Below are 18,848 nucleotides of genomic sequence, written 5' to 3'. Positions count from 1 at the left end.
GCCCCGAAGGGCGGCCCGATCCGTTTCAGCATTGCTCCCTTCGGTCGGGATCAGATGTTGTCCTTGCCGAAGATATCGCGCTTGTGGATGTTGTTCGGCACGAACAGCGCCCCGATCACCACCGTCATCAGAGCCACGACGATCGCATACCACAGGCCCGCGTAGATGTTGCCGCTCTGCGCCGAGATGGCGAAGGCCGTCGCGGGAAGCAGACCACCAAACCAGCCGTTGCCGATGTGATAGGGCAGCGACAGACCCGAGTAACGGATGCGGGTCGGGAACAGCTCGACCAGCGCCGCGGCGATGGGCCCGTAGACCGCCGTCACCAGCAAGATCAGGTAGGTCATGATGACCACCATCGTCAGCTTCTGCCCGGTGAAGATGTCGAAGAAGTTCGCCGCCTTGGCCACGGTCTTGTTCTCGGCCGGGTTCAGCGGGTAACCGGCTTCCTTCAGAGCCGCGTTGACCTCGGTGTCGAAGGTCTTCTTCGCCGCGGCCAGATCGGCCCCCGACAGCTTGCTTGCGTCATAGGAGGTGATCGTCTTGCCCTCGATCGAGATCGTGGCAGGCTGACCGGCCGGCCCGTCGACGGTGGTCGCATTGACCGACAGCTTGTTCAGCGCCGTCTTCGCGATGTCGCAAGACGAGGTGAACTTCGCCGTGCCCGTCGGGTTGAACTGGAACGAGCAGTCGTTCGGATCGGCGGTGACGACGACGCGCACCAGCTGCGCTTCGTAAAGCGCCGGGTTCGCGACATGGGTCAGCATCTTGAACACCGGGAAGTAGGTCAGTGCCGCGACGAGGCATCCGCCGAGGATCACCGGCTTGCGCCCGATCTTGTCCGACAGCGACCCGAAGAACAGGAAGCCACCGGTGCCCAGGATCAGCGACCATGCCACCAGCACGTTCGCGGTGAAGCTGTCGACCTTGATGACGTTCTGCACGAAGAACAGCGCGTAGAACTGACCCGAGTACCAGACCACGGCCTGACCGGCGGTGAGGCCGAGCAGCGCGATCAGCGCGAACTTGCCGTTCTTCCAGTTGCCGAAGGCCTCGCGCAGCGGCGCCTTCGAGGTCGCGCCCTCTTCCTTCATCTTCTTGAACGCCGGGCTCTCTTCCATCTGCAGACGGATATAGAGCGAGATGCCCAGCAGCAGGATCGAGCCGAGGAACGGGATACGCCAGCCCCAGGCGTCGAAGGCCTTGATCATCTTGACCGAACCGTCGGCATTCATCACCGCCTGACCGGCCGCATCGAGCACCGGCACCGCGTCGTAATTGGCGTTGACGTAGCCCTGAACCAGCAAGATGACGACCAGCGACAGCAGCAGACCGAGCGTCGCGGTGGTCTGGATGAAGGCGGTGTAATAGCCGCGGCGGTTCTGCGGCGCATGTTCAGCCACGTAGACCGCGGCACCGCCGTATTCGCCGCCGAGTGCCAGCCCCTGCAGCATCCGCAGCACGATCAGGATGATCGGCGCGGCCACGCCCCACGAGTTGTAGCCGGGCAGCATACCCACGATGAAGGTCGACAGACCCATGATGAGGATGGTCATCAGGAAGGTGTATTTGCGCCCCACCAGATCGCCGAGCGAGCCGAACACGAGCGCGCCGAACGGACGCACGATGAAGCCCGCGGCAAAGGCCAGCAGTGCGAAAACGTTGCGCGTCGCCTCGGGGAACGAGGTGAAGTACTGCGCGCCGATGATCGCGGCCAGCGAGCCGTAAAGATAGAAATCGTACCACTCGAAGATCGTGCCCGCGGACGACGCCAGAATGACGCGCTTCTCGTCCCGCGTCATCGGGCGTGCCCGGGTGGCCGCCACGTTGGTATTCACGTTGGTCATGGGTGTCTCTCTCCCCCCTTGGCCATTTGGCCTTGCCATGAGCGCAGCTGCGACGACGGGCCTCCTTTTTCCCGTAAGGCCGCCGCAGGGCTGCGCCCGCTTTATTCCGCCCGGTTGTCACATTTCCGGGTGGTTTCTCTCTGCCGCGGAGGCTGCGGGAGGCGTCACCGCCGCCCCGTCCAGCCCCCGGACAATCCCGGCGAGCGCACCGCGCACCGCCTCGATTCTTGCCATCGCGTCGACCCGCTTCAGCACGCCCTGCGCCGCGTAATGGGCGATCAGCGGCGCCGTCTGGTCGTGATAGGCCTGAAGCCGCTTGCGCGCGGTCTCGGCTGTGTCGTCGGCGCGGCGGCGGAACTCGTGGCCGCCGCATTTGTCGCACTGCCCGGCCACGGCCGGCTTGCGAAACCTGTCGTGATAGCCCTCGCCGCAGCCGGCACAGCTGTAGCGACCCGCAACGCGCGCGATCATGGCGTCGTCGTCCACCTCCATGCTGACGGCGGCATCGACCCGGCGCCCGGTCCCGGCCAGCAGCGCATCGAGTGCGCGCGCCTGAGCCCCGGTGCGCGGAAACCCGTCGAGGATCAGCCCCCCGGCCAGCCCCTCCATCCGCTCGCGCAACACACCGAGCACGATCTCGTCCGACACGAGGCCACCCGCCTCCATCACCGCTTTCGCGGCAAGACCTGCGGGCGTTCCCCCGGCCACCGCGGCGCGCAGCATATCGCCCGTCGACAGCTGGACGAGGCCGAAGTCTTCCTCAAGCAGTCGCGCCTGGGTGCCTTTCCCGGCCCCCGGGGGGCCAAGCAAGATCAGGACGGCGGGGATCGTGGCAACAGTCTGTCCGGTCTCCGCCATGCGCTCAGCTCCGATTCATGCGGGTTTCGACGAGATCCTCGAAGAGCGGCGCGGGTCGGGTGCGGTCCGCACGGACCCCGGCGCTCCGCCCTGCGGCGAAGCGCGTCCCGTGATCGTCGTTCGAGCGGCACAGCGCTGTCATGGCGGTCATCCTCCCTGAAGGCCTCACGGCCCTGTCGCGGCCGGGGCCGCATTCGTCCCGGTTGCCCGGGAACGTTCCTCTCTCCGGGAATCATGTAATCAGAAGTTTTTCATTTGCGTAAGCCCCTTTGCTTGGCCTGAACACGAATTCGCGAGCCCCTCCGCCCCCGCTGTGGCGCCGGATTTCATCCTGATGTTACAACAGCTTGACCTGACACCTTGTGACAAGGCGCGGGATCTGGCGGCCAATGCGCGCGATGTTTTCCGGCAACAGCCCTGCCAGAGCCGGATTCGATTCGCCGCGATTCGGTGCGAGCCGCACCGACAGGCCCCTCGATTCGCCCCCCCACCGGGCGGAAGATGGGGCCGTGCAAAAGGGCGCCCGAAAGGCGCCCTCGATATCTTCGCAACAGCCCCGGACACGGCTCAGTTCGGATTGTCCATCCCGGAAGGTATCACCTGATAACAACTCGATGGCCTCGGAAAAGTATCCGGACAAATCAGGAACGAAACGGGTCCCTGATACCGCCGAGGAAGGGGCTGGATACCTTCCGCCTGTAACGCCTCACCGTTATCCCCTGGCGGGCGCGACCGGGGCAAATCAGGTTGGTAAGACCTTCTGCCCGGAAGATCACTCGGGGCGGTTTCACCGGGCAAGCGCCCTTCGCTTCATGATCGCCGAGTGCGATCCGCTCGACGCGGCGCTGATCATGTCGGACGCCCTCGAACGGATGCGCATCGGCGCGCCCGTGCCGCCGCTCATGAACGCCCTGGACGAAGCCAAGGACTGGGCGAGCTTCGCGACCCCGTTCGAGCGCAAGGCGTGGCTGCTGGCCTGCTTCAATGCCTGCACCCCGAAGGAACAGGCGGGCTTCCTCGCCCATGTCACCGCGAAGGCCTCGGCATGAACGTCTATTTCGAATTGCCCCGGAACGTTCAGATGCTGGTCTATGCGATGACGCACGTCGCCCGGAACGCGGAGAGCGCCGAGGATCGCGCCTTTGCCGCCCGGATGGTCGATGCGTCCTATGAACCCGGTTGGCGCCCGAGCGCGGCCGAGGTGCAGCGCATGACCGACCTCGACCGGGGGGCATCGGCATGACCGCGCATTGCCAGATCGCCCCGAACGTTGAGGAACTGCTGTGGAGCTGGCCGGGCGTGATCCGGTCGGCCCCCGAGGGCTGGCCCCGGAACTTCGCCCTGAGCATCGCCAAGCAGTCCAAGCGCAAGAGCTGGACCCCGACCGCGAAGCAACTCGACATCATGAAGCGCATGGTCGCCGAGCATTACCGCGAGACCACGCCCGAGAAGGGCGCGGAGTGGAACCCGATTGACGAGGAGGACACCGGCTTCTGATTGCCGAAACCCTGTGTCGTCTGGACGGTTCAGACAGTGGCGTTCGACACAGCACAAGGCCTGCCACGGGGCGATCCCATAGGCCAACCGCAGCCCGAAAGCTCGAAGCGGGGGATCAGGCGCCAGACCCGGCGCCTTCAAGTAGCGAGCAAGCCCGAGGCGGGGTCAAACGACCTCGGGCGCCCTAAGCGGTGGCCGGCTCCGTCGAGCAGGACAACACGCGGCGGGATAGGGACCAACCTGAGGCAATGCCTCGGGCTGGTCGCCCTATGCCCGTCACAATGGCCTCACCATCGAGCAGGACCAAGGAACAGGTCAGGAAGGATAAGAGATGAAGGACGACATGCACACGAAGACGCAGGACACGGCCAAGCTCGCCGCCTGCCTCAAATCCAGTGAATACGCGCTGATTGACGCGGTGGTGCGCACGAACGTCATGACGATCAGGGAAGCCGGCAAGCTGGTAGCCATGCAACGGAAACTCCGGGCGATGCGCTACCAGGTCGAGGCGAAGGCCGGGGCGCTGTGATGGCTTCAATGCAGATCCAGACCGAAGACGCGTGGCAGCACATCGGGCAGCTTGCCCGGATGATCCGCCGCCCGGAGCCCGGCCGACAGCCCGCGCGGGTCCTTCCTTTGACCTCTGGTGCGGGTAATTCGCACCCCGACATTTCACCCTATGCTATGAAAAATCAAAGGGTTAAATTCGAATGAAGATCCTTGAAGAACTCAACCTCGGCGGCGGCCAGGTGCTGAGGATCGGCGGCGCCGACCTGTGCGAGCTGCTGGATATTTCACCCGCCGCCCTGACCGACCTCAAGAAACGCGGCATCGCCGTTCACCTCGCTCATGACTGCTACGACATGCGCGCCACCGTCCGCGCCTACACCGCCCATCTTCGCAGCACGGCCGCCCGCTGGGGCGGCGAGGAACAGACCGAAAGCCTGACCGCCGCCAGGGCGCGCCTTGCCCGCGAGAAGGCCGACGAAGCCGAACGCCGCAACGCCGTCGCCCGCGCCGAGCTGGTCGCCGCCTCGGACGTGCTGCGCGGCTGGACCGAGATCTTGCGACAGGTCCGGTCCCGCATCCTCGCCGTGCCGTCCCGGATCCGCTCGACCTTGCCCCACCTCGACGCGACCGAGATCGAAGCCCTCGACCGCGAACTGCGCACCGCCCTGGAGGACCTCGCCCATGCCCACGATTGAACAGCTCTGCGCCGAAGCGCTCACCGCCCTCATGCCGCCGCCGCGCCTGCGCCTCTCCGACTGGATCGAGCGCGAAGTTCGCCTGCCCGAAGGCGTGTCGAGCCAACCCGGCCCGGTCCGCCTCTGGCCGTTCCAGCGCGAGATCGCCGACGCCATCGGCGATCCCCTCATCGAGCGCGTGACCCTGGTCAAGCCGGTGCGCGTCGGCTTCACCACGCTTCTCACCTCGGCCGTCGCCAGCTTCGTCGCGAACGACCCGGCCCCGATCCTGTGCCTTCTGCCCGCCGAGAGCGATTGCCGCGATTACGTGGTCAGCGACATCGAGCCGATCTTCTCGGCCTCGCCCGCCGTCGCTCAGGCCCTCTCGGGCGAGCTGGACGAAGCCGGCCGCAACACCCTGCTGTCACGCCGCTTCCCCGGGGGCTCGCTCAAGGTCGTCGCCGCCAAGGCACCGCGCAACCTGCGCCGGCACAACGTCCGCATGTTGCTGATGGACGAAGTCGACGGCATGGCCCCCACCGCCGAAGGCTCGCCGATCCTGCTGGCCGAGCGCCGCACCCTGTCGTTCCCCGACCGCAAGATCGTCCTCGGCTCGACTCCGGTGCATGAGGAAACGAGCCACGTCCTGCGCTCTTACGCCCAGTCCGATCAGCGCATCTTCGAAGTGCCTTGCCCCGCCTGTGGCGTGTTCGAGGAAATCGCCTGGAACCACATCACATGGCCCGAAGGCCAGCCCGAGCTTGCCCGCTGGCGCTGCCCGAACTGCGCGACCGAGGTCGATGAACGCCACAAGCCCCGCATGATCGCCGAAGGCCGCTGGCGCGCCACCCGCCCCGAGGTGCGCGGTCACGCGGGCTTCCGCATGAATGCGCTGATCAGCCTGCACGCCAACGCCGCATGGGGCAAGCTCGCGGCCGAGTTCGTCGCCGCCAAGGACGACCCGACCACCTTGCAGACCTTCGTGAACACCATCCTCGGCCAGGGCTGGCGCTCCGAGGGCGACGAACTCGACGAAAACAGCCTGTCCGCCCGCGCCGAGGATTTCGGCCTCGAGGCGGTGCCGGCCGAGGTGCTGGCCCTTACCCTCGGCTGCGACGTGCAGCATGACCGCCTCGAGCTGACCTATGTCGGCTGGACCGAGGCCGGCGCGATGATCGTCCTCGGCCATCGGGTGATCTGGGGCGCGTTCGACGCGGAAGAGACCTGGGCGGAACTCGACACCCTGCTGCGCGAGCGCTTCGCCCATGCCCTCGGCGGCAAGATCGGGATCGACGCCACCGCCATCGACGCGGGCGACGGCACGTCCATGCACCGCGTCACCGGCTTCTGCCGGCCGCGCACCGCGCGCAAGGTCTTCGCGATCAAGGGCGCGCCCGGCAACCGCCCGGTGATCGAGCGCGCCGGCTCGACGACCAAGACCGGCGCCCGGCTGTGGATCGTCGGAGTGGACACCGTGAAGACGCAGCTGTTCGCCCGCCTGCCGCGCGCCGGGCTGGTGCGGTTCTCGAACAGCCTCGCCCCGGTCTGGTATGAACAGCTCGCCTCGGAACGGGCGGTGGTGCGCTACTCGCGCGGCCAGCCGGTGCGCAACTTCGAGCGCATCCCCGGCCGCCGGGCCGAGGCGCTGGATTGCACCGTCTACGCCTTCGCCGCGCGCCAGATGGTCAATATCAACCCCGAGGCGCGGCGCGAGGATCTGGCACGGGCGGAACCGAAGCCGGCCGCCGCCCGCGGCCCGGTGCTACAGTCGAGTTGGATGCATAGGCGGTAATAAACTCAATTGGAATTTAATTTTTCAGGCGCCACGGAATTGACGGGCGAGGTTTCGGCGGCTTTCAGACAGTCAAATGCATCTTTTAATATGGGGACGAGGCTAACAATGAGTGCGATAATCGCGACATAGAGAGAGCGCTGCGATATGAGGTATGATCTATTTCTTCCTATCTCGTTTCTTGCCTCTTCTAAGGCGGATTCCATTTTTACAATAATTTCATCGCTCGGGTAGTAGTTACAGCGCGCTGATAATTCCCATAGGTCAGCATCATAAGCCATGCTAGGAACTGGCGTTTTAGCCTCAGTGAGCTTTTTCTCTAAATATTCAAACCTCAAAGTGTTCAACTGACTTATGTGGAAGTCAAGAGCATACTCTTCATTTAGCATCCCGTCATCTTCATCGGGGAAAAAAATATCTTGCTTCTTTTCCAAAAGCTCTTTGCGCTTTAAAAGTAATTCTCGGCTGATATTACTAATCTTCGCCAATAAAACTTTATCATCCCTCAATGCTTCGACCTCACTCCAGCACCACCACCGTTCTCGGGGATGAACTCGACGCCGGCGGCTTCAAGGGCTGACCGAATAGCGTCAAGGTTGTTCCCGATTGGAACGCGCTTCTCAGCCTCAAAACTCGTAACCGTCGCCCGAGAGACACCGGCTTCCTCCGCAAGGCGGGTCTGGGACCAGTTCACAAGTCCCCTAGCGGCACGGCACTGCGCAGGTGTTAACGACATTCTGGATAACCTTATCCATTTTGCTTGACATTATGGGCGATGTTAGACAATTTGTATCACATAGATGATTTTGTTCAACGGAGTCCCGTAATGCCGAACCTGAATTCGGCAGCCGCCCCCGGCTTGCCGTCTGCCCGCCTGAACGTCATTCACGATTGCCTTGCGCTTGCGCTCGACGCGACCGAGCGCCCCACGGGCTACACCCAGACCGAGCGCGAAACGCGCGCCTACATCCGTTCCGCCCTGCGCCAGACCTGCAAACTGATCGAGGTGCACGCATGAACCGCCGCACCTTCCTGACCGCCGCACCGGCGGCTGGCCTCATCGGGCTGTCTGCTCCGGCGCTCGCTCGACCGGTGCTGACTTTCGAAGAGAAGGCAGAGGAGATCGCGGAAACGCTGCGCCTGCACTTCCGCCCCATCCTGCCGGAAGGCGTCGAGCGTTACGCCATCACGATCACCGACGCCCCCGGCGTTCCCGTGGCTCCGCACGAATGCCGCATGGTGGGCTATGCCGGCGCGCTGAACTGGCTGCCCACTGGTGGCGGATGGCACTGAAGCAGTGCCGCGATACGAACGCATTCATGTTGGTTGAAAAAATCATGACCGAACTCAAGACCATCCCGAAAACGCCGATCATGGCCCTGTTCCACAAGCACAGGGAGATTTTGAAGGCCTCGGCGCAATGTATCATCGCCGCCCAAGGTGCCAAGGCGAAGACGCAGGACCGGGAAGCGGCGGCGCGGGTAATCGAGAAGCTGAACAAGATGGAGGCCGAGCTGATGGCGCTTCCGGCCACCTGCGCGGCCGACTTCGCTGCCAAGGTGATCATAGATACCTGTTGCGGCGATTCCTATCCCGACTGGGAAACCGGCGCGCTCTGGCGCGAGGCGCGCGAGCTGACCGGCATGGAAGTGCAGCGCCCGAACTAGTGCTCGGCTCGGAGCGAGCCGTGCTCGGAGTGCCGGGCCAGCGCGAGAACAAATCAGAACCAAGCAAACAACGACGCGCACCGAATGGATTGATCGACCACCCATTTCAATATATGGTTGGATGAACTATCCATTTCAGGAGATGCGAATGCGTATCAGCGATGTGCAAAAAATTACCGGAATTCCCATGGCTACACTCAAGGACCTGCGTCACCGCAGCATCCTTGAGCTCGCGACCGGTGGCCTGGCCGATGACCCCGAGGAAATCCGGCGTTGGGGCAGCTTTTCGGCCCCGGCAGTGATCTACATCATGGGCGGAAATGAGGTGCGCGAGCGCTACGGCCTGTCCTGGCAGGACGCGATGGACTTTTCGACGACGGCCCTGAGCAACATCCGTGTCCCGTTCTCCGGGTATCCGCAGGCGAAAGTTTTCGACCTTGGCGCGGTCACCTCTGAGATCTGGGCCGGACGTTTCGATTTCCAGAACGATGAACCGGATCTGAGGAAGGGCTGGAACTACTTCTTCGGCACCATCGACAGCGTTCCGGACAACCTCCGCTCGATCAAGGAAGCCCGGAAACTCACCCATGAGCGTGTGGCCCGGCGCAACCTCTCTCAAGACCCTATCGAAGAAAACGAGGTGGCCGGGTGCCTGATGATCAATGCTTCGCGTCTCTGCCGTGATTTCTGGCAGCGCGCGAAGGCCCATGATCTGCCCCGGAACTGGGAGAACCGTTGAATTGGCTTTCCCCTTCAGCATCATCGAAAGGATATTCAAGCGGTCGGGGGTCGAGGCCGGCGGGGGCGGCCGGCGGTGGGAGGGCGCGGCCAGCCTCGCCACCCCGCAGCAACAGACCCTGGCAGCCCGTGGAGCGTCGAAGGCCCGTGCCTCGGCGCTCTACACCAACACCGCGCAGGGGCACCGCATCGTCGAAGCCTGGTCGGTGTCGCTGGTCGGCAAGGGCTGGCAGGTCCGCCCGCAGCACCCCGACACCGCCACCCGCCGCGCGCTGTCCGACGCCTTCGAGGCGATGACCCGCCCCCTCATGATGACCATGGCCCGCGCCATCGTTCGCGACGGCGAGGCCTTCGTTCAGCTGGTGGTCGCCGAGGACGGCACCCTGTGCCCGAAGCTGCTGGCCGCCGATCAGATCGACCCGTCGCTGACCCGCGACCTCGGCAACGGGGCGCGGATCGTCGCCGGGATCGAGTTCGACGCCGCCGATCAGGTCGTCGCTTATCACGTCCTGCGCGAGGCGCCGGGCACGCCGTTCCAGACCTACGCCGCCCCGATCCGCGTCCCGGCGAGCGACATGCTGCACATGTTCGACAAGCTGTTTCCGGGGCAGGTCCGCGGCCTGAGCTGGCTGGCGCCGGTCCTTCTCAAGCTGCGCGACCGCGATGAAGCCTCGGACGCGCTGCTGATGCAGCTCAAGGTCGCGTCCCTGATCACGGGTTTCATCCGCGACACCGACGGCACCGCCGCCGGTTTCCTCGCCGAGAACACCACCCTGAACGTCGCCCTCGAACCCGGTGCGATGCGCATCCTGCCGACCGGCGCCGAGGTGTCGTTCTCGCAGCCCGGTCAGGGCCTCGCCCAGGCCATCGAGTTCCTGCGCGCCCAGGACCGCGAGATCGCCGCCGGCGCGGGCCTGACCTTCGAATCCCTGACCGGCGACCTCGGCGAAGCGAACTACAGCTCGGCCCGCGTCGGGATGCTGGAATTCCGCCGCCGCGCCGAGGCCATGCAGCTGAACCTGATCGAGGCCCAGTTCCTGCGCCCGCTGTGGAAGCGCTGGACCGACATTCGCGCCCTCGCGGGCGAGCTGCCGGCCGACCGCGCGAGCCTCGCCGATTATCACGCCGTGCGCTTCGTCGCGCCCGGTTGGGCGTGGGTCGACCCGCAGAACGAAGTCGCCGCCGATGTCGCGGCGATCGAAGCCGGCCTGAAATCGCGCGAAGAGGTCGTGGCCGGCCGGGGCCGCGACATTGACGAACTGGACGAGGAACGCGCCCGCGATGCGATGCGGGCCGCCACCACGGAGGCCGCCGCATGAGCCTGCACCTGCGCGCCGCCACCCCCGCCGCCTCGACCGTCGACCTTGAGGCCCGCACCGTCGAGGCGATTGTTTCGACCGGCGCCGAAGTTGCCCGCCCCGGCTATATCGAGCGGCTCGACCTCACCGGGGCCGACCTGTCGCGCCTGCGCGCGGGCGCCCCGGTCCTCGACGGCCACCGTTCGGCCACGACCAGCGATCAGCTCGGCGTCGTCGAGGCGGCCGAGCTGCGCCCGGAAGGGCTGTGGGTGCTGATGCGCTTCCGCAGCACCGACCCCGCCAAAGCCGTTCTGAACGACATCGCAGACGGCACCCTGCGCGGCCTGTCCATCGGCTACAGCGTGACCGAGTGGAAAGACCAACAGCGCGGCAAGGATCGCCAGCGCACCGCAGTGAACTGGACGCCCATCGAAGTGTCCGTTGTCCCCGTGCCGGCCGATGCCGGCGCTCATTTCCGCAAAGGGAACACCACCATGCCCGAGACCCAGGAACAGACCCTGACCACCCGCGCCGAGATCAACGGCGCGATCCGCAGCATCGCCGAGACCGCGAGCCTCGGCCGCGATTGGGCCGATGCCCAGATCGACGCGGAAACCACCGTCGAGGCCGCCCGCGCCGCCGCCTTCGAGGCGATGCAGCACCGTTCGCAGGCGCAGGCCGTGCGCACCCCCACCGCCACCATCGGCACCGACCACACCGACCCGGCGGTGATCGCCACCCGTGCCGGCGAGGCGCTGTTCGCCCGCAGCCACCCCGAACACCAGCTGTCCCCCGAGGCGCGCCAGTTCGCGCACATGAGCGTCACCGACATGGCTCGCGCCTCGCTGGAACGTGCGGGCCTCTCGACCCGTGGCCTTTCGAATGACACGATCCTGACCCGCGCGTTGGGGATGCACACGACCGGCGATTTCTCCGCGATCCTCGATAACACTGCTAACCGCGAAGTGCGTCGGGGTTATGAGGCCGCGCCCTCGGGCGTCCGCCAGCTCGCCCGCCAGTCGACCGCCCGCGACTTCCGCGCCAAGAGCTCGGTGGCTATGGGAGATTTCGGCACGCTTTCGAAGGTCAACGAAGCTGGCGAGTTCACCTATGGCACCATCGGCGCGGCCCCGGAGAGCTACAAGCTCGATACCTATGGCAAGATCTTCGCAATCAGCCGGCAGGCCATGGTGAACGACGACCTCGGCGCCTTCACCGCCATCCCGAACAAGCTCGGCGCGGCGGCGGCCGACTTCGAGGCGAATGTCCTTTTCGACTGCGTGAACAAGAACCCGGTCATGGCGGACGGTAAGACGGTGTTCCACGCCGATCACGGCAACCTTGCCGAGGTGGCTGATCCGCCCGAAGCACTGTCGCTGACCACCATCGCCGCCCGTCGCCTGGCGATGCGCAAGCAAACCTCGCCGGGCGGTGTCCTGATCAATGCCACCCCGCGTTTCCTGATGGTCGGCCCCGAGCTGGAGACCGAGGCCGAACAGCTGCTGACCCAGATCAACGCCACCAAGACGGCGGACGTGAACCCGTTCTCGAACCTCTCGCTGATCGTCGAACCGCGCCTGACCGGCCTCGAATGGTATCTGGCGGCCGATCCGGCGGTGATCGACGGCCTCGAATATGCCTACCTCGAAGGCGCGCCGGGTCCGCAGGTCGAGACCCGCACCGGGTTCGAGGTCGATGGGGTCGAGTTCAAGATCCGCCTCGATTTCGGCGCCGGCTGGCTCGATTTCCGCGGTTGGCAGAAGGACCTGGGCGCGTAATGGCCATCGAACTCGCCGAACTGATCGCGAAACGCGACAAGCTGATCCTGGACCGTGCCAGGGGGCTCAAGTCCGCTCAGATCAATGAAGAGCGGATCGAATTCCGGTCCGATGCGGAAATGGCCTTGGCAATTGCAGATCTGGAAGCGCGCATCCGGCGCGCTTCCTCCCCCGCGCCCGCGCCGAACGCGGTCCGGTTCTCGACTTCGAAGGGGTTTTGATATGGCTCGGGTGTCTCCGATCTACGTGAATGAAAAGAACGCCGCCGCACTTCTCGATATGGGCATCGGTGAGTTCCGTTCGCATGTGATCGCGGGACACCTGCCGCGCGGCCTGGAAATCGTTCCGGGCGTCGTGCGTTGGGATGCCGAGGCGCTGCGCTGCATCGGGCGCGGCGATGCTATCGAGGGCATGGGAGGCGTGAACTGGTGAAAAAGTATCTCTGGCGGCATCCGTCGGGCCGCATCTATTTCCGCAAGACGGGCATGAAACTGATCCGCATCGAAGCCGACGAGGGCACGGAGGCGTTCGACCGCCAGTATTGGGAAATCCTGACCGGGAAGCGGTTCGAGGCCAAGACGTCCTGGGCGGCGCTTATGGACAACTATCGCACCTCAGACCGCTGGAATTCGCTCAAGCCGCGCACGCGCCGAGACTACGACAAGGTTATGGACTACCTGCGCGAGAAGATCGGCACCCGTGACGTGAAGGCGCTGAAACGGTCCGATGTGATTTCGGCGCAGAAGGCCAATGCGCATCGCACCCGGTTCGCGAACTACATCCCGCAGATGCTTATCGTTCTGTGCGAACACGCGATTGATCTGGGATGGATCGAGCACAATCCGGCGAAGGGTGTTCGTGCCCTCAAGACGCCAACGGAACGCAAGCGCGTTCACGTGCCGTGGCCCGACTGGGCGATGGAAAAGTTCCGGGCCGAAGCCAATCCGCTCCCCTTGTTGATCTTTGAGATCGGCATTGGAACCATTCAGAGGCCCGGCGATTGGGTGGATTTCAACTGGAACGACTACGACCCTGCCGGGGTCGGCACTTTGCGCCTGCGCCAGAACAAGACGGACAAGCCCCTTCTGTTGCCCTGCACGACCCATCTCAAGGCCGCACTGGATCGCGCGAAAGCAGAATTGGGGGTGGTGCCGTTTGGAGCCTCCCCGATCCTCCGCAATCGGGATGGCAACCGTCTCAGCTATGGCACCATGTCGGACCTGATGTTGAAGGAACGCAAGCGCCTCGGACTGGAAGCCTATGACCTGCACGCGATGCGCTATCGCGGCGTGATGGACCTGGCATGGGCGGACTGCAACGATGATCAGATCATGGCTTACTCCGGCCACGCCTCAAAGAAGATGGTGATCAAGTATGCCGGCGAAGCCCGCCAGATCACGCAAGCGCGTCAGGCGAGGGGTAAACGCGAATGAACGGAACAAGCACGGAACGCGAACTTGATACCACCGTTGATACCCCTCGACTGATCACCACCTTCAAGACCCTGAATTACATGGACAATAACGAGGAAAACATGCAGATCAGTTCGGATTGTCCATCCGCACGGTGACATGCACCCTGCCCTTCGCGGCCTCGGGCCAGTTCAGCGTGACGTTCTGCTTGGCCGAGCCCTGCTCGACCGTCACATAGGGCATGGTGCTGACCCGGGAGCCCGCGCTGTTAGAGATCACGTTCTCGGCCACCAGCCCCTGCACGTTGCGCGCCCAGCCCCCGAACGGCAGCCAGTCGCCCGGACTGACCGTCCAGACCGTCTGCGCCGTCGCCTGATCCACCTGCAACATCACCGGATTCACCGTCATCTGCGACACCCCGTTGAAAGTGTTGCTGGCGAAGACCACGTTGCGCATCCGCTGCTTGTCGAGGCCGGCATAGGCGGTATCGACCCCCTCGATCCGGTCGATGGTGCAGTCGACGGTGCGGAACACGTTGCCGGTGACGCTGAGCCCCTGGATATAGTGCCCCGCACCATAGGGCCGGACCGACAGCCAGCGAAACCAGCTTGCCGCACGGATGCACACGAAGGTGTTGCCGGTGATCGTCAGCCCGCCGAAGGAATACTCGGTCCCGAGGTCGGGGGTGGGATCGTATTCGTTGGTCCATTCGACGGTGTTGCCGTCGATGTAATTGCCGGTGACGGCCGATTGCACATTGGCCTGACAGAAGATCAGCCCCGGCAGCAAGGGCGAGCTGTCGAAATCGTCGCCCTGGAACCAGTGATTGCCCACGATCAGATGCCCGGTGCCGTTCATCACCAGGGTATGGCGGAACCGCACGAAGCGACTTTCGCGGATCTTGGTGTCATTGGCATTGACGTTCATCGCGATGGTGGTGCGGTCGGTCGCGGCCAGCGCCCCCTCGTTCGACAGGAACTGGCAGCGGTCGACCAGCAGATCCTGACACCCCCGCCCGATCGAGGTGATGCCGCGCGCCTTCGGACGGTTGATGTAGCAGTCGCGGATATGGTTCATCTCGCCGGTGACGGGCAGCATGATGCCGCTCGCGATGCCGTTGCACAGGAATTCCACATCGTCGATGTTGAACCGGTCGAGCTTGCCGACGCCGGAGAAGTCGAGAATGTAGCGGTCGCGGGTGAAGGTATAGGTCCGCGTGCCGGAACCGCCGAACAACGGCTGCGACAGCGTAAGCGACCCGCCAGCCACATTGACCGCACGCACATAGACCTCGCGCCCCACACCAGAGCCGGTAACGCGTGCCCCGACCGGAATATTGGCGATGTTCGCCACCGAACTGAGCGTGGTCGAGGCCGAGGTCGAATAGCTTGCCTGAGACGTCACCGTCACCGTATCCCAGGCGGTGCTGTCGACGACGTTGATCTGACCGTTGCGCAGCACCCGCCGGTTCGAGAAGCTGCTCAGATCCGGGGTGACATCGGCCACGTCGATCGGCCGGTCCAGATCGACCCGGCGCCCGCACAGATCGAGCGTGTTGTGATCGGTGAAGCCGAACAGCGCCTGAAGCGCCTTCTGGAACCCCGTCACCTCGTCGCCGAAGGCCTCGGCATAGGTCGGGAAATCGTAATTCGACAGCAGCGCCAGACGCGCCGCCACCGGCATCTTCAGCGTGCCCACGAAGCGCATCGGCGCGGTCAGCGACAATGACGAGCCGATGTAATACACCCCCTCCGGCACCAGGATCGAACGCCCCGCCGCCGCCGCATCGGCCGCGACGAAAGCGGTGCGGTCATTCGTCACCCCGTCGCCCATCGCGCCGTAATCGCGCACGTCGACCCAGTCCATCATGTCGCGCAGGAAGGCTTCGGTGATGTCCTCGATCACGATGTTCTCGACCCGGACGGTGCCGCCGGTCTGCCCGGTCAGGTCGATGCCGAAGAAGCCGTAATCGGGCACCGTGCCCCACACCATGTCGACGCCGCCGCGCTTGCCGGTGCCGACGATAGCCGAAACCGTGACGATGTCGCCATAACCCCCGATCGCCGTCGAGGGGCCGACCTCCACCAGACCCGAGACATGGCTCGACCCGCTCATCGCATAGCCCGCCACCCGCACCGCCGGCAGATTGCCGCTGATCACCTTGACCCGGGTCGAGATCCGCAGATAGCACCCCGGCAGGATCGGCGTGTGCCCCATGTAGCGCAGTTTCTGCGTGGCTTGCGTTTTCACCAGTTCGAGGCAGCTGCCGAAATCCTGATCGGCAGGCACCAGCGCCGCGTTCGTCGCCCCCGAATAGGTCGCCGATCCGGCCGTGCCGTTCTCGCTCGACCACAGGCCCAGCCCCTCGTCGAAGGCCGGCGGCATCAGCGCCAGCCCCTCGGTAATCGCCTTGTTCATCCGCATTCCCCTATGCTGCGCAGGACCGGGCGGCGCATCCGCCACGCGCCTCCGGGACGCCGACAGAGCTAGGCCGAAACCGTTGACGAAGGTTAAGCCGACCGCGCGCAGCCCCCGGCAGGGAATGCGAAAACGCCCGGCAACGAACCGGGCGTTTCAAGCAATTTCAATCTGTTGAGCGATGAAGCTCAGGCCATTTTCAGGCCGTGGCGAGCTCGCCCGCCAGCGCGCGTTCGATCAGCGAAACGGTCTCGGGCACACCATACAGCGCGATGAACCCACCGAAGCGCGGCCCCTGCGACTGACCGAGAAGCACCTCGTAAAGCGCCGTGAACCAGTCGCGCAGCGGCTCGAACCCATGTTCCTTGCCGATGGCGAAAACGATGGTCTGCAACTCCTCGGCCGGATCCTCGGCGAAGATTTCGTGGAGCGGCTTCGCCGGCAGCGCCTTCAGTCGCGCCACCAGATCCTCCATCGCCGCACGCTCCTTCGCCTCGGGCAGGCGGAACTTGCGGGTCGGCGCCACGAAATCGTTGAAGTAGCGCACCGCGAATCCCGCCGCCTGATCGAGGTCGGGGTTGGCCTCCGGCGTCGCCTCGGGCGCGTAGCGGCGCATGAAGCCCCACAGCGTGTCCTTGTCCTTCGCCCCCGAGACCGAGGCGAGGTTCAGCAACATCGCGAAAGGCACCACCATGGTCGAGGCCGGCACCTTGCCCGAATGGATATGGAACACCGGGTTGTCGATCTGCTTCTCCAGCGGCTGGTCCGGGTAGGCGCGCAGCTGCTGGTGATATTCGTCGACCATCTTCGGGATCACTTCCCACGACAGCCGCTTCGCCGTCTTGGGCTTCTGATACATGAAATAGCTCAGGCTCTCGGTCGAGGCATAGGTCAGCCATTCGTCGATGGTCAGCCCGTTGCCCTTCGACTTCGAGATCTTCTCGCCATTGGCGTCGAGGAACAGCTCATAGGTGAAATGCTCGGGCGCATGGCCGCCCATCACCCGGCAGATGCCGTCATAGATCGGCGTGTTGGTCGAGTGGTCCTTGCCATACATCTCGAAATCGACGCCGAGCGCGGCCCAACGCATCCCGAAATCGGGCTTCCACTGCAGCTTCACATGGCCGCCGGTGACCGGCACGGTGAACTCGCGCCCGGTCTCGTCGTCGAAGGTGACGGTGCCGGCCTTCGCATCGACGTTCTTCATCGGCACGTAAAGGATGCGTCCGGTTTCCGGATGGATCGGCAGGAAGCACGAATAGGTCGAGGCCCGCTCCTCGCGCAGCGACTTGAGCATGATCGCCATGATCTCGTCATACTTCTCGCAGCAGCGGATCAGCCAGTCGTCGAACTTGCCAGAGCGGTAATATTCGGTCGAAGACGCAAACTCATACTCGAACCCGAAGGTGTCGAGGAAGCGGCGCAGCATCGCATTGTTATGCGCGCCGAAGCTCGGGTATTCGCCGAAGGGATCGGGGACCGAGGTCAGCGGCTTCTGCACATTGGCGTGCAGCATCTCCTGCTCGGGGACGTTCTCGGGGATCTTGCGCATCCCGTCCATGTCGTCCGAAAAGCACAAAAGCTTCGTCGGGATGTCCGAGATGATCTCGAACGCGCGGCGGATCATCGTCGTGCGCGCGACCTCGCCGAAGGTGCCGATATGCGGCAGACCCGAGGGGCCGTAGCCCGTCTCGAACAGCACGTAACCTTTTTCCGGCGGCGCCTTCTCGTAGCGTTTGAGCACCCGGCGCGCTTCCTCGAAAGGCCAGGCTTTGGAGTTCATCGCAGCGTCGCGCAGGGTCGTCATCTCTACCTCTTCGGGGCGCACCATGCGCCCATGACCGCTCCACCTATTGAACGGGCCGGCAATCGTCAATAATTCTTGCCCCAGATACGTCGAAAGGACCGACCGTGACCAAGACCCTCCCCTCGCTTTCCCCTCAGGATGCCCTCGTCGCCGTGATGGTGGCGGTTTCGGCCTCGGACGAGACCATCCGCACCTCCGAACTCGTGGCGATCGAGCGGACGGTGAATCACATGCCGGTCTTCGCGGGCTATGACATCGACCGCATCCGCCCGGTGGCACAGACCGTCTATGCGCTGTTCGAGGTGGAGGACGGGCTCGATGCGCTGTTCGGGCTGGTGCGCAACGCCCTGCCCGAGCGGCTGTTCGAAACCGCCTATGCGCTGGCCTGCGACATCGCCGCGGCCGATGGCGTGCTGCATCAGCCCGAACTCAGGATGCTCGAGGAAATCCGCGGCGAGCTGGCGATCGACCGGCTTCACGCGGTGGCGATCGAATGGGGCGCGCGGGCGCGCCACGCGACGCTGTAAAGACGTCGGCGGGGCCGCCCCGGCC

At 64.6% G+C, this 18,848-nt stretch carries 22 protein-coding genes; 16 read left to right on the top strand and 6 right to left on the bottom strand.

The genetic code is table 11. The features are described from left to right. Nucleotides 1-50: 50 nt before the first annotated feature. Both CG50_RS06190 and CG50_RS06185 read right to left on the bottom strand, forming a co-directional pair. Entirely contained in the window at nt 51-1,847 is a 1,797-nt protein-coding gene (locus CG50_RS06190) for an MFS transporter (protein WP_211248574.1), read from the bottom strand. A gap of 117 nt (nt 1,848-1,964) precedes the next feature. Beyond that, nucleotides 1,965-2,705 carry an adenylate kinase gene (locus CG50_RS06185; RefSeq protein WP_051909607.1) on the bottom strand — a complete coding sequence of 247 codons (741 nt, stop codon included), beginning with the start codon at nt 2,703-2,705 and terminating at the stop codon, nt 1,965-1,967. An 812-nt stretch (nt 2,706-3,517) separates the two neighbouring features. On the opposite strand from CG50_RS06185, the gene CG50_RS06180 reads away from it, so the two are divergent. From CG50_RS06180 to CG50_RS06155, 6 genes are all read left to right on the top strand, one after another. After that, on the top strand, nt 3,518-3,754 hold the full coding sequence (locus tag CG50_RS06180; RefSeq protein WP_036636222.1) for a hypothetical protein: 237 nt from the start codon (nt 3,518-3,520) through the stop codon (nt 3,752-3,754). Beyond that, entirely contained in the window at nt 3,751-3,948 is a 198-nt protein-coding gene (locus CG50_RS06175) for a hypothetical protein (RefSeq protein ID WP_036636221.1), read from the top strand. The genes CG50_RS06180 and CG50_RS06175 overlap by 4 nt, the downstream gene beginning before the upstream one ends. Beyond that, nucleotides 3,945-4,202, top strand: coding sequence for a hypothetical protein (locus CG50_RS06170; RefSeq protein WP_051909605.1), 258 nt, complete (start codon nt 3,945-3,947; stop codon nt 4,200-4,202). The genes CG50_RS06175 and CG50_RS06170 overlap by 4 nt, the downstream gene beginning before the upstream one ends. 331 nt (nt 4,203-4,533) lie before the next feature. After that, nucleotides 4,534-4,731 carry a hypothetical protein gene (locus CG50_RS06165; RefSeq protein ID WP_036636220.1) on the top strand — a complete coding sequence of 66 codons (198 nt, stop codon included), beginning with the start codon at nt 4,534-4,536 and terminating at the stop codon, nt 4,729-4,731. A 181-nt stretch (nt 4,732-4,912) separates the two neighbouring features. Then, nucleotides 4,913-5,407: a DNA packaging protein gene (locus CG50_RS06160; protein WP_036636219.1), complete on the top strand. Its 495-nt coding sequence runs from the start codon at nt 4,913-4,915 to the stop codon at nt 5,405-5,407. Beyond that, nucleotides 5,394-7,178, top strand: coding sequence for a phage terminase large subunit family protein (locus CG50_RS06155; protein WP_036636218.1), 1,785 nt, complete (start codon nt 5,394-5,396; stop codon nt 7,176-7,178). Before CG50_RS06160 ends, CG50_RS06155 begins: the two co-directional genes overlap by 14 nt. Nucleotides 7,179-7,183: 5 nt before the next feature. Here the strand turns inward: CG50_RS06155 and CG50_RS16815 are convergent, their stop codons facing one another. After that, a complete protein-coding gene (locus CG50_RS16815; protein WP_152559448.1) occupies nt 7,184-7,687 on the bottom strand; it encodes a hypothetical protein in 504 nt (167 codons plus the stop codon). Then, the gene (locus CG50_RS16505) at nt 7,684-7,914 is read right to left on the bottom strand and encodes a helix-turn-helix transcriptional regulator (protein WP_036636217.1); all 231 of its coding nucleotides are present in this window, start codon (nt 7,912-7,914) and stop codon (nt 7,684-7,686) included. Before CG50_RS16505 ends, CG50_RS16815 begins: the two co-directional genes overlap by 4 nt. A gap of 90 nt (nt 7,915-8,004) precedes the next feature. Here CG50_RS16505 and CG50_RS06145 point away from each other — a divergent pair, with 90 nt between their 5' ends. The 9 genes from CG50_RS06145 (at nt 8,005) to CG50_RS06105 (ending at nt 14,092) form a co-directional block, all read left to right on the top strand. Beyond that, nucleotides 8,005-8,196, top strand: coding sequence for a hypothetical protein (locus CG50_RS06145; RefSeq protein WP_036636216.1), 192 nt, complete (start codon nt 8,005-8,007; stop codon nt 8,194-8,196). After that, on the top strand, nt 8,193-8,471 hold the full coding sequence (locus tag CG50_RS06140; RefSeq protein WP_036636215.1) for a hypothetical protein: 279 nt from the start codon (nt 8,193-8,195) through the stop codon (nt 8,469-8,471). Before CG50_RS06145 ends, CG50_RS06140 begins: the two co-directional genes overlap by 4 nt. 44 nt (nt 8,472-8,515) lie before the next feature. Beyond that, nucleotides 8,516-8,845, top strand: coding sequence for a hypothetical protein (locus CG50_RS06135; protein ID WP_152559447.1), 330 nt, complete (start codon nt 8,516-8,518; stop codon nt 8,843-8,845). A gap of 148 nt (nt 8,846-8,993) precedes the next feature. Further along, complete coding sequence (locus tag CG50_RS06130) at nt 8,994-9,584, top strand: hypothetical protein (RefSeq protein WP_152559446.1); 591 nt, start codon at nt 8,994-8,996, stop codon at nt 9,582-9,584. A 1-nt stretch (nt 9,585) separates the two neighbouring features. Beyond that, the gene (locus CG50_RS06125; protein WP_036636212.1) at nt 9,586-10,902 is read left to right on the top strand and encodes a phage portal protein; all 1,317 of its coding nucleotides are present in this window, start codon (nt 9,586-9,588) and stop codon (nt 10,900-10,902) included. Beyond that, the gene (locus CG50_RS06120; RefSeq protein WP_036636211.1) at nt 10,899-12,659 is read left to right on the top strand and encodes a prohead protease/major capsid protein fusion protein; all 1,761 of its coding nucleotides are present in this window, start codon (nt 10,899-10,901) and stop codon (nt 12,657-12,659) included. The genes CG50_RS06125 and CG50_RS06120 overlap by 4 nt, the downstream gene beginning before the upstream one ends. Continuing rightward, a complete protein-coding gene (locus tag CG50_RS06115; RefSeq protein WP_036636210.1) occupies nt 12,659-12,880 on the top strand; it encodes a phage head-tail joining protein in 222 nt (73 codons plus the stop codon). Before CG50_RS06120 ends, CG50_RS06115 begins: the two co-directional genes overlap by 1 nt. 1 nt (nt 12,881) lies before the next feature. Then, nucleotides 12,882-13,091: a hypothetical protein gene (locus CG50_RS06110; protein ID WP_036636209.1), complete on the top strand. Its 210-nt coding sequence runs from the start codon at nt 12,882-12,884 to the stop codon at nt 13,089-13,091. Continuing rightward, entirely contained in the window at nt 13,088-14,092 is a 1,005-nt protein-coding gene (locus CG50_RS06105; protein WP_245615615.1) for a site-specific integrase, read from the top strand. Before CG50_RS06110 ends, CG50_RS06105 begins: the two co-directional genes overlap by 4 nt. Nucleotides 14,093-14,200: 108 nt before the next feature. Here the strand turns inward: CG50_RS06105 and CG50_RS06100 are convergent, their stop codons facing one another. Further along, a complete protein-coding gene (locus CG50_RS06100; RefSeq protein ID WP_036636341.1) occupies nt 14,201-16,489 on the bottom strand; it encodes a glycosyl hydrolase family 28-related protein in 2,289 nt (762 codons plus the stop codon). 199 nt (nt 16,490-16,688) lie between these two features. Next, on the bottom strand, nt 16,689-18,296 hold the full coding sequence (locus tag CG50_RS06095) for a lysine--tRNA ligase (RefSeq protein WP_036636208.1): 1,608 nt from the start codon (nt 18,294-18,296) through the stop codon (nt 16,689-16,691). Between the two features lie 104 nt (nt 18,297-18,400). Here CG50_RS06095 and CG50_RS06090 point away from each other — a divergent pair, with 104 nt between their 5' ends. Next, nucleotides 18,401-18,823: a tellurite resistance TerB family protein gene (locus tag CG50_RS06090; RefSeq protein WP_036636207.1), complete on the top strand. Its 423-nt coding sequence runs from the start codon at nt 18,401-18,403 to the stop codon at nt 18,821-18,823. The last annotated feature ends 25 nt before the right edge of the window (nt 18,824-18,848 follow it).

It is taken from the genome of Paenirhodobacter enshiensis, from assembly GCF_000740785.1.
Lineage (GTDB): Bacteria > Pseudomonadota > Alphaproteobacteria > Rhodobacterales > Rhodobacteraceae > Rhodobacter > Rhodobacter enshiensis.
The sequence above is the reverse complement of the archived record's forward strand: the minus strand, read 5'-3'. Positions and strand labels throughout refer to the sequence as shown.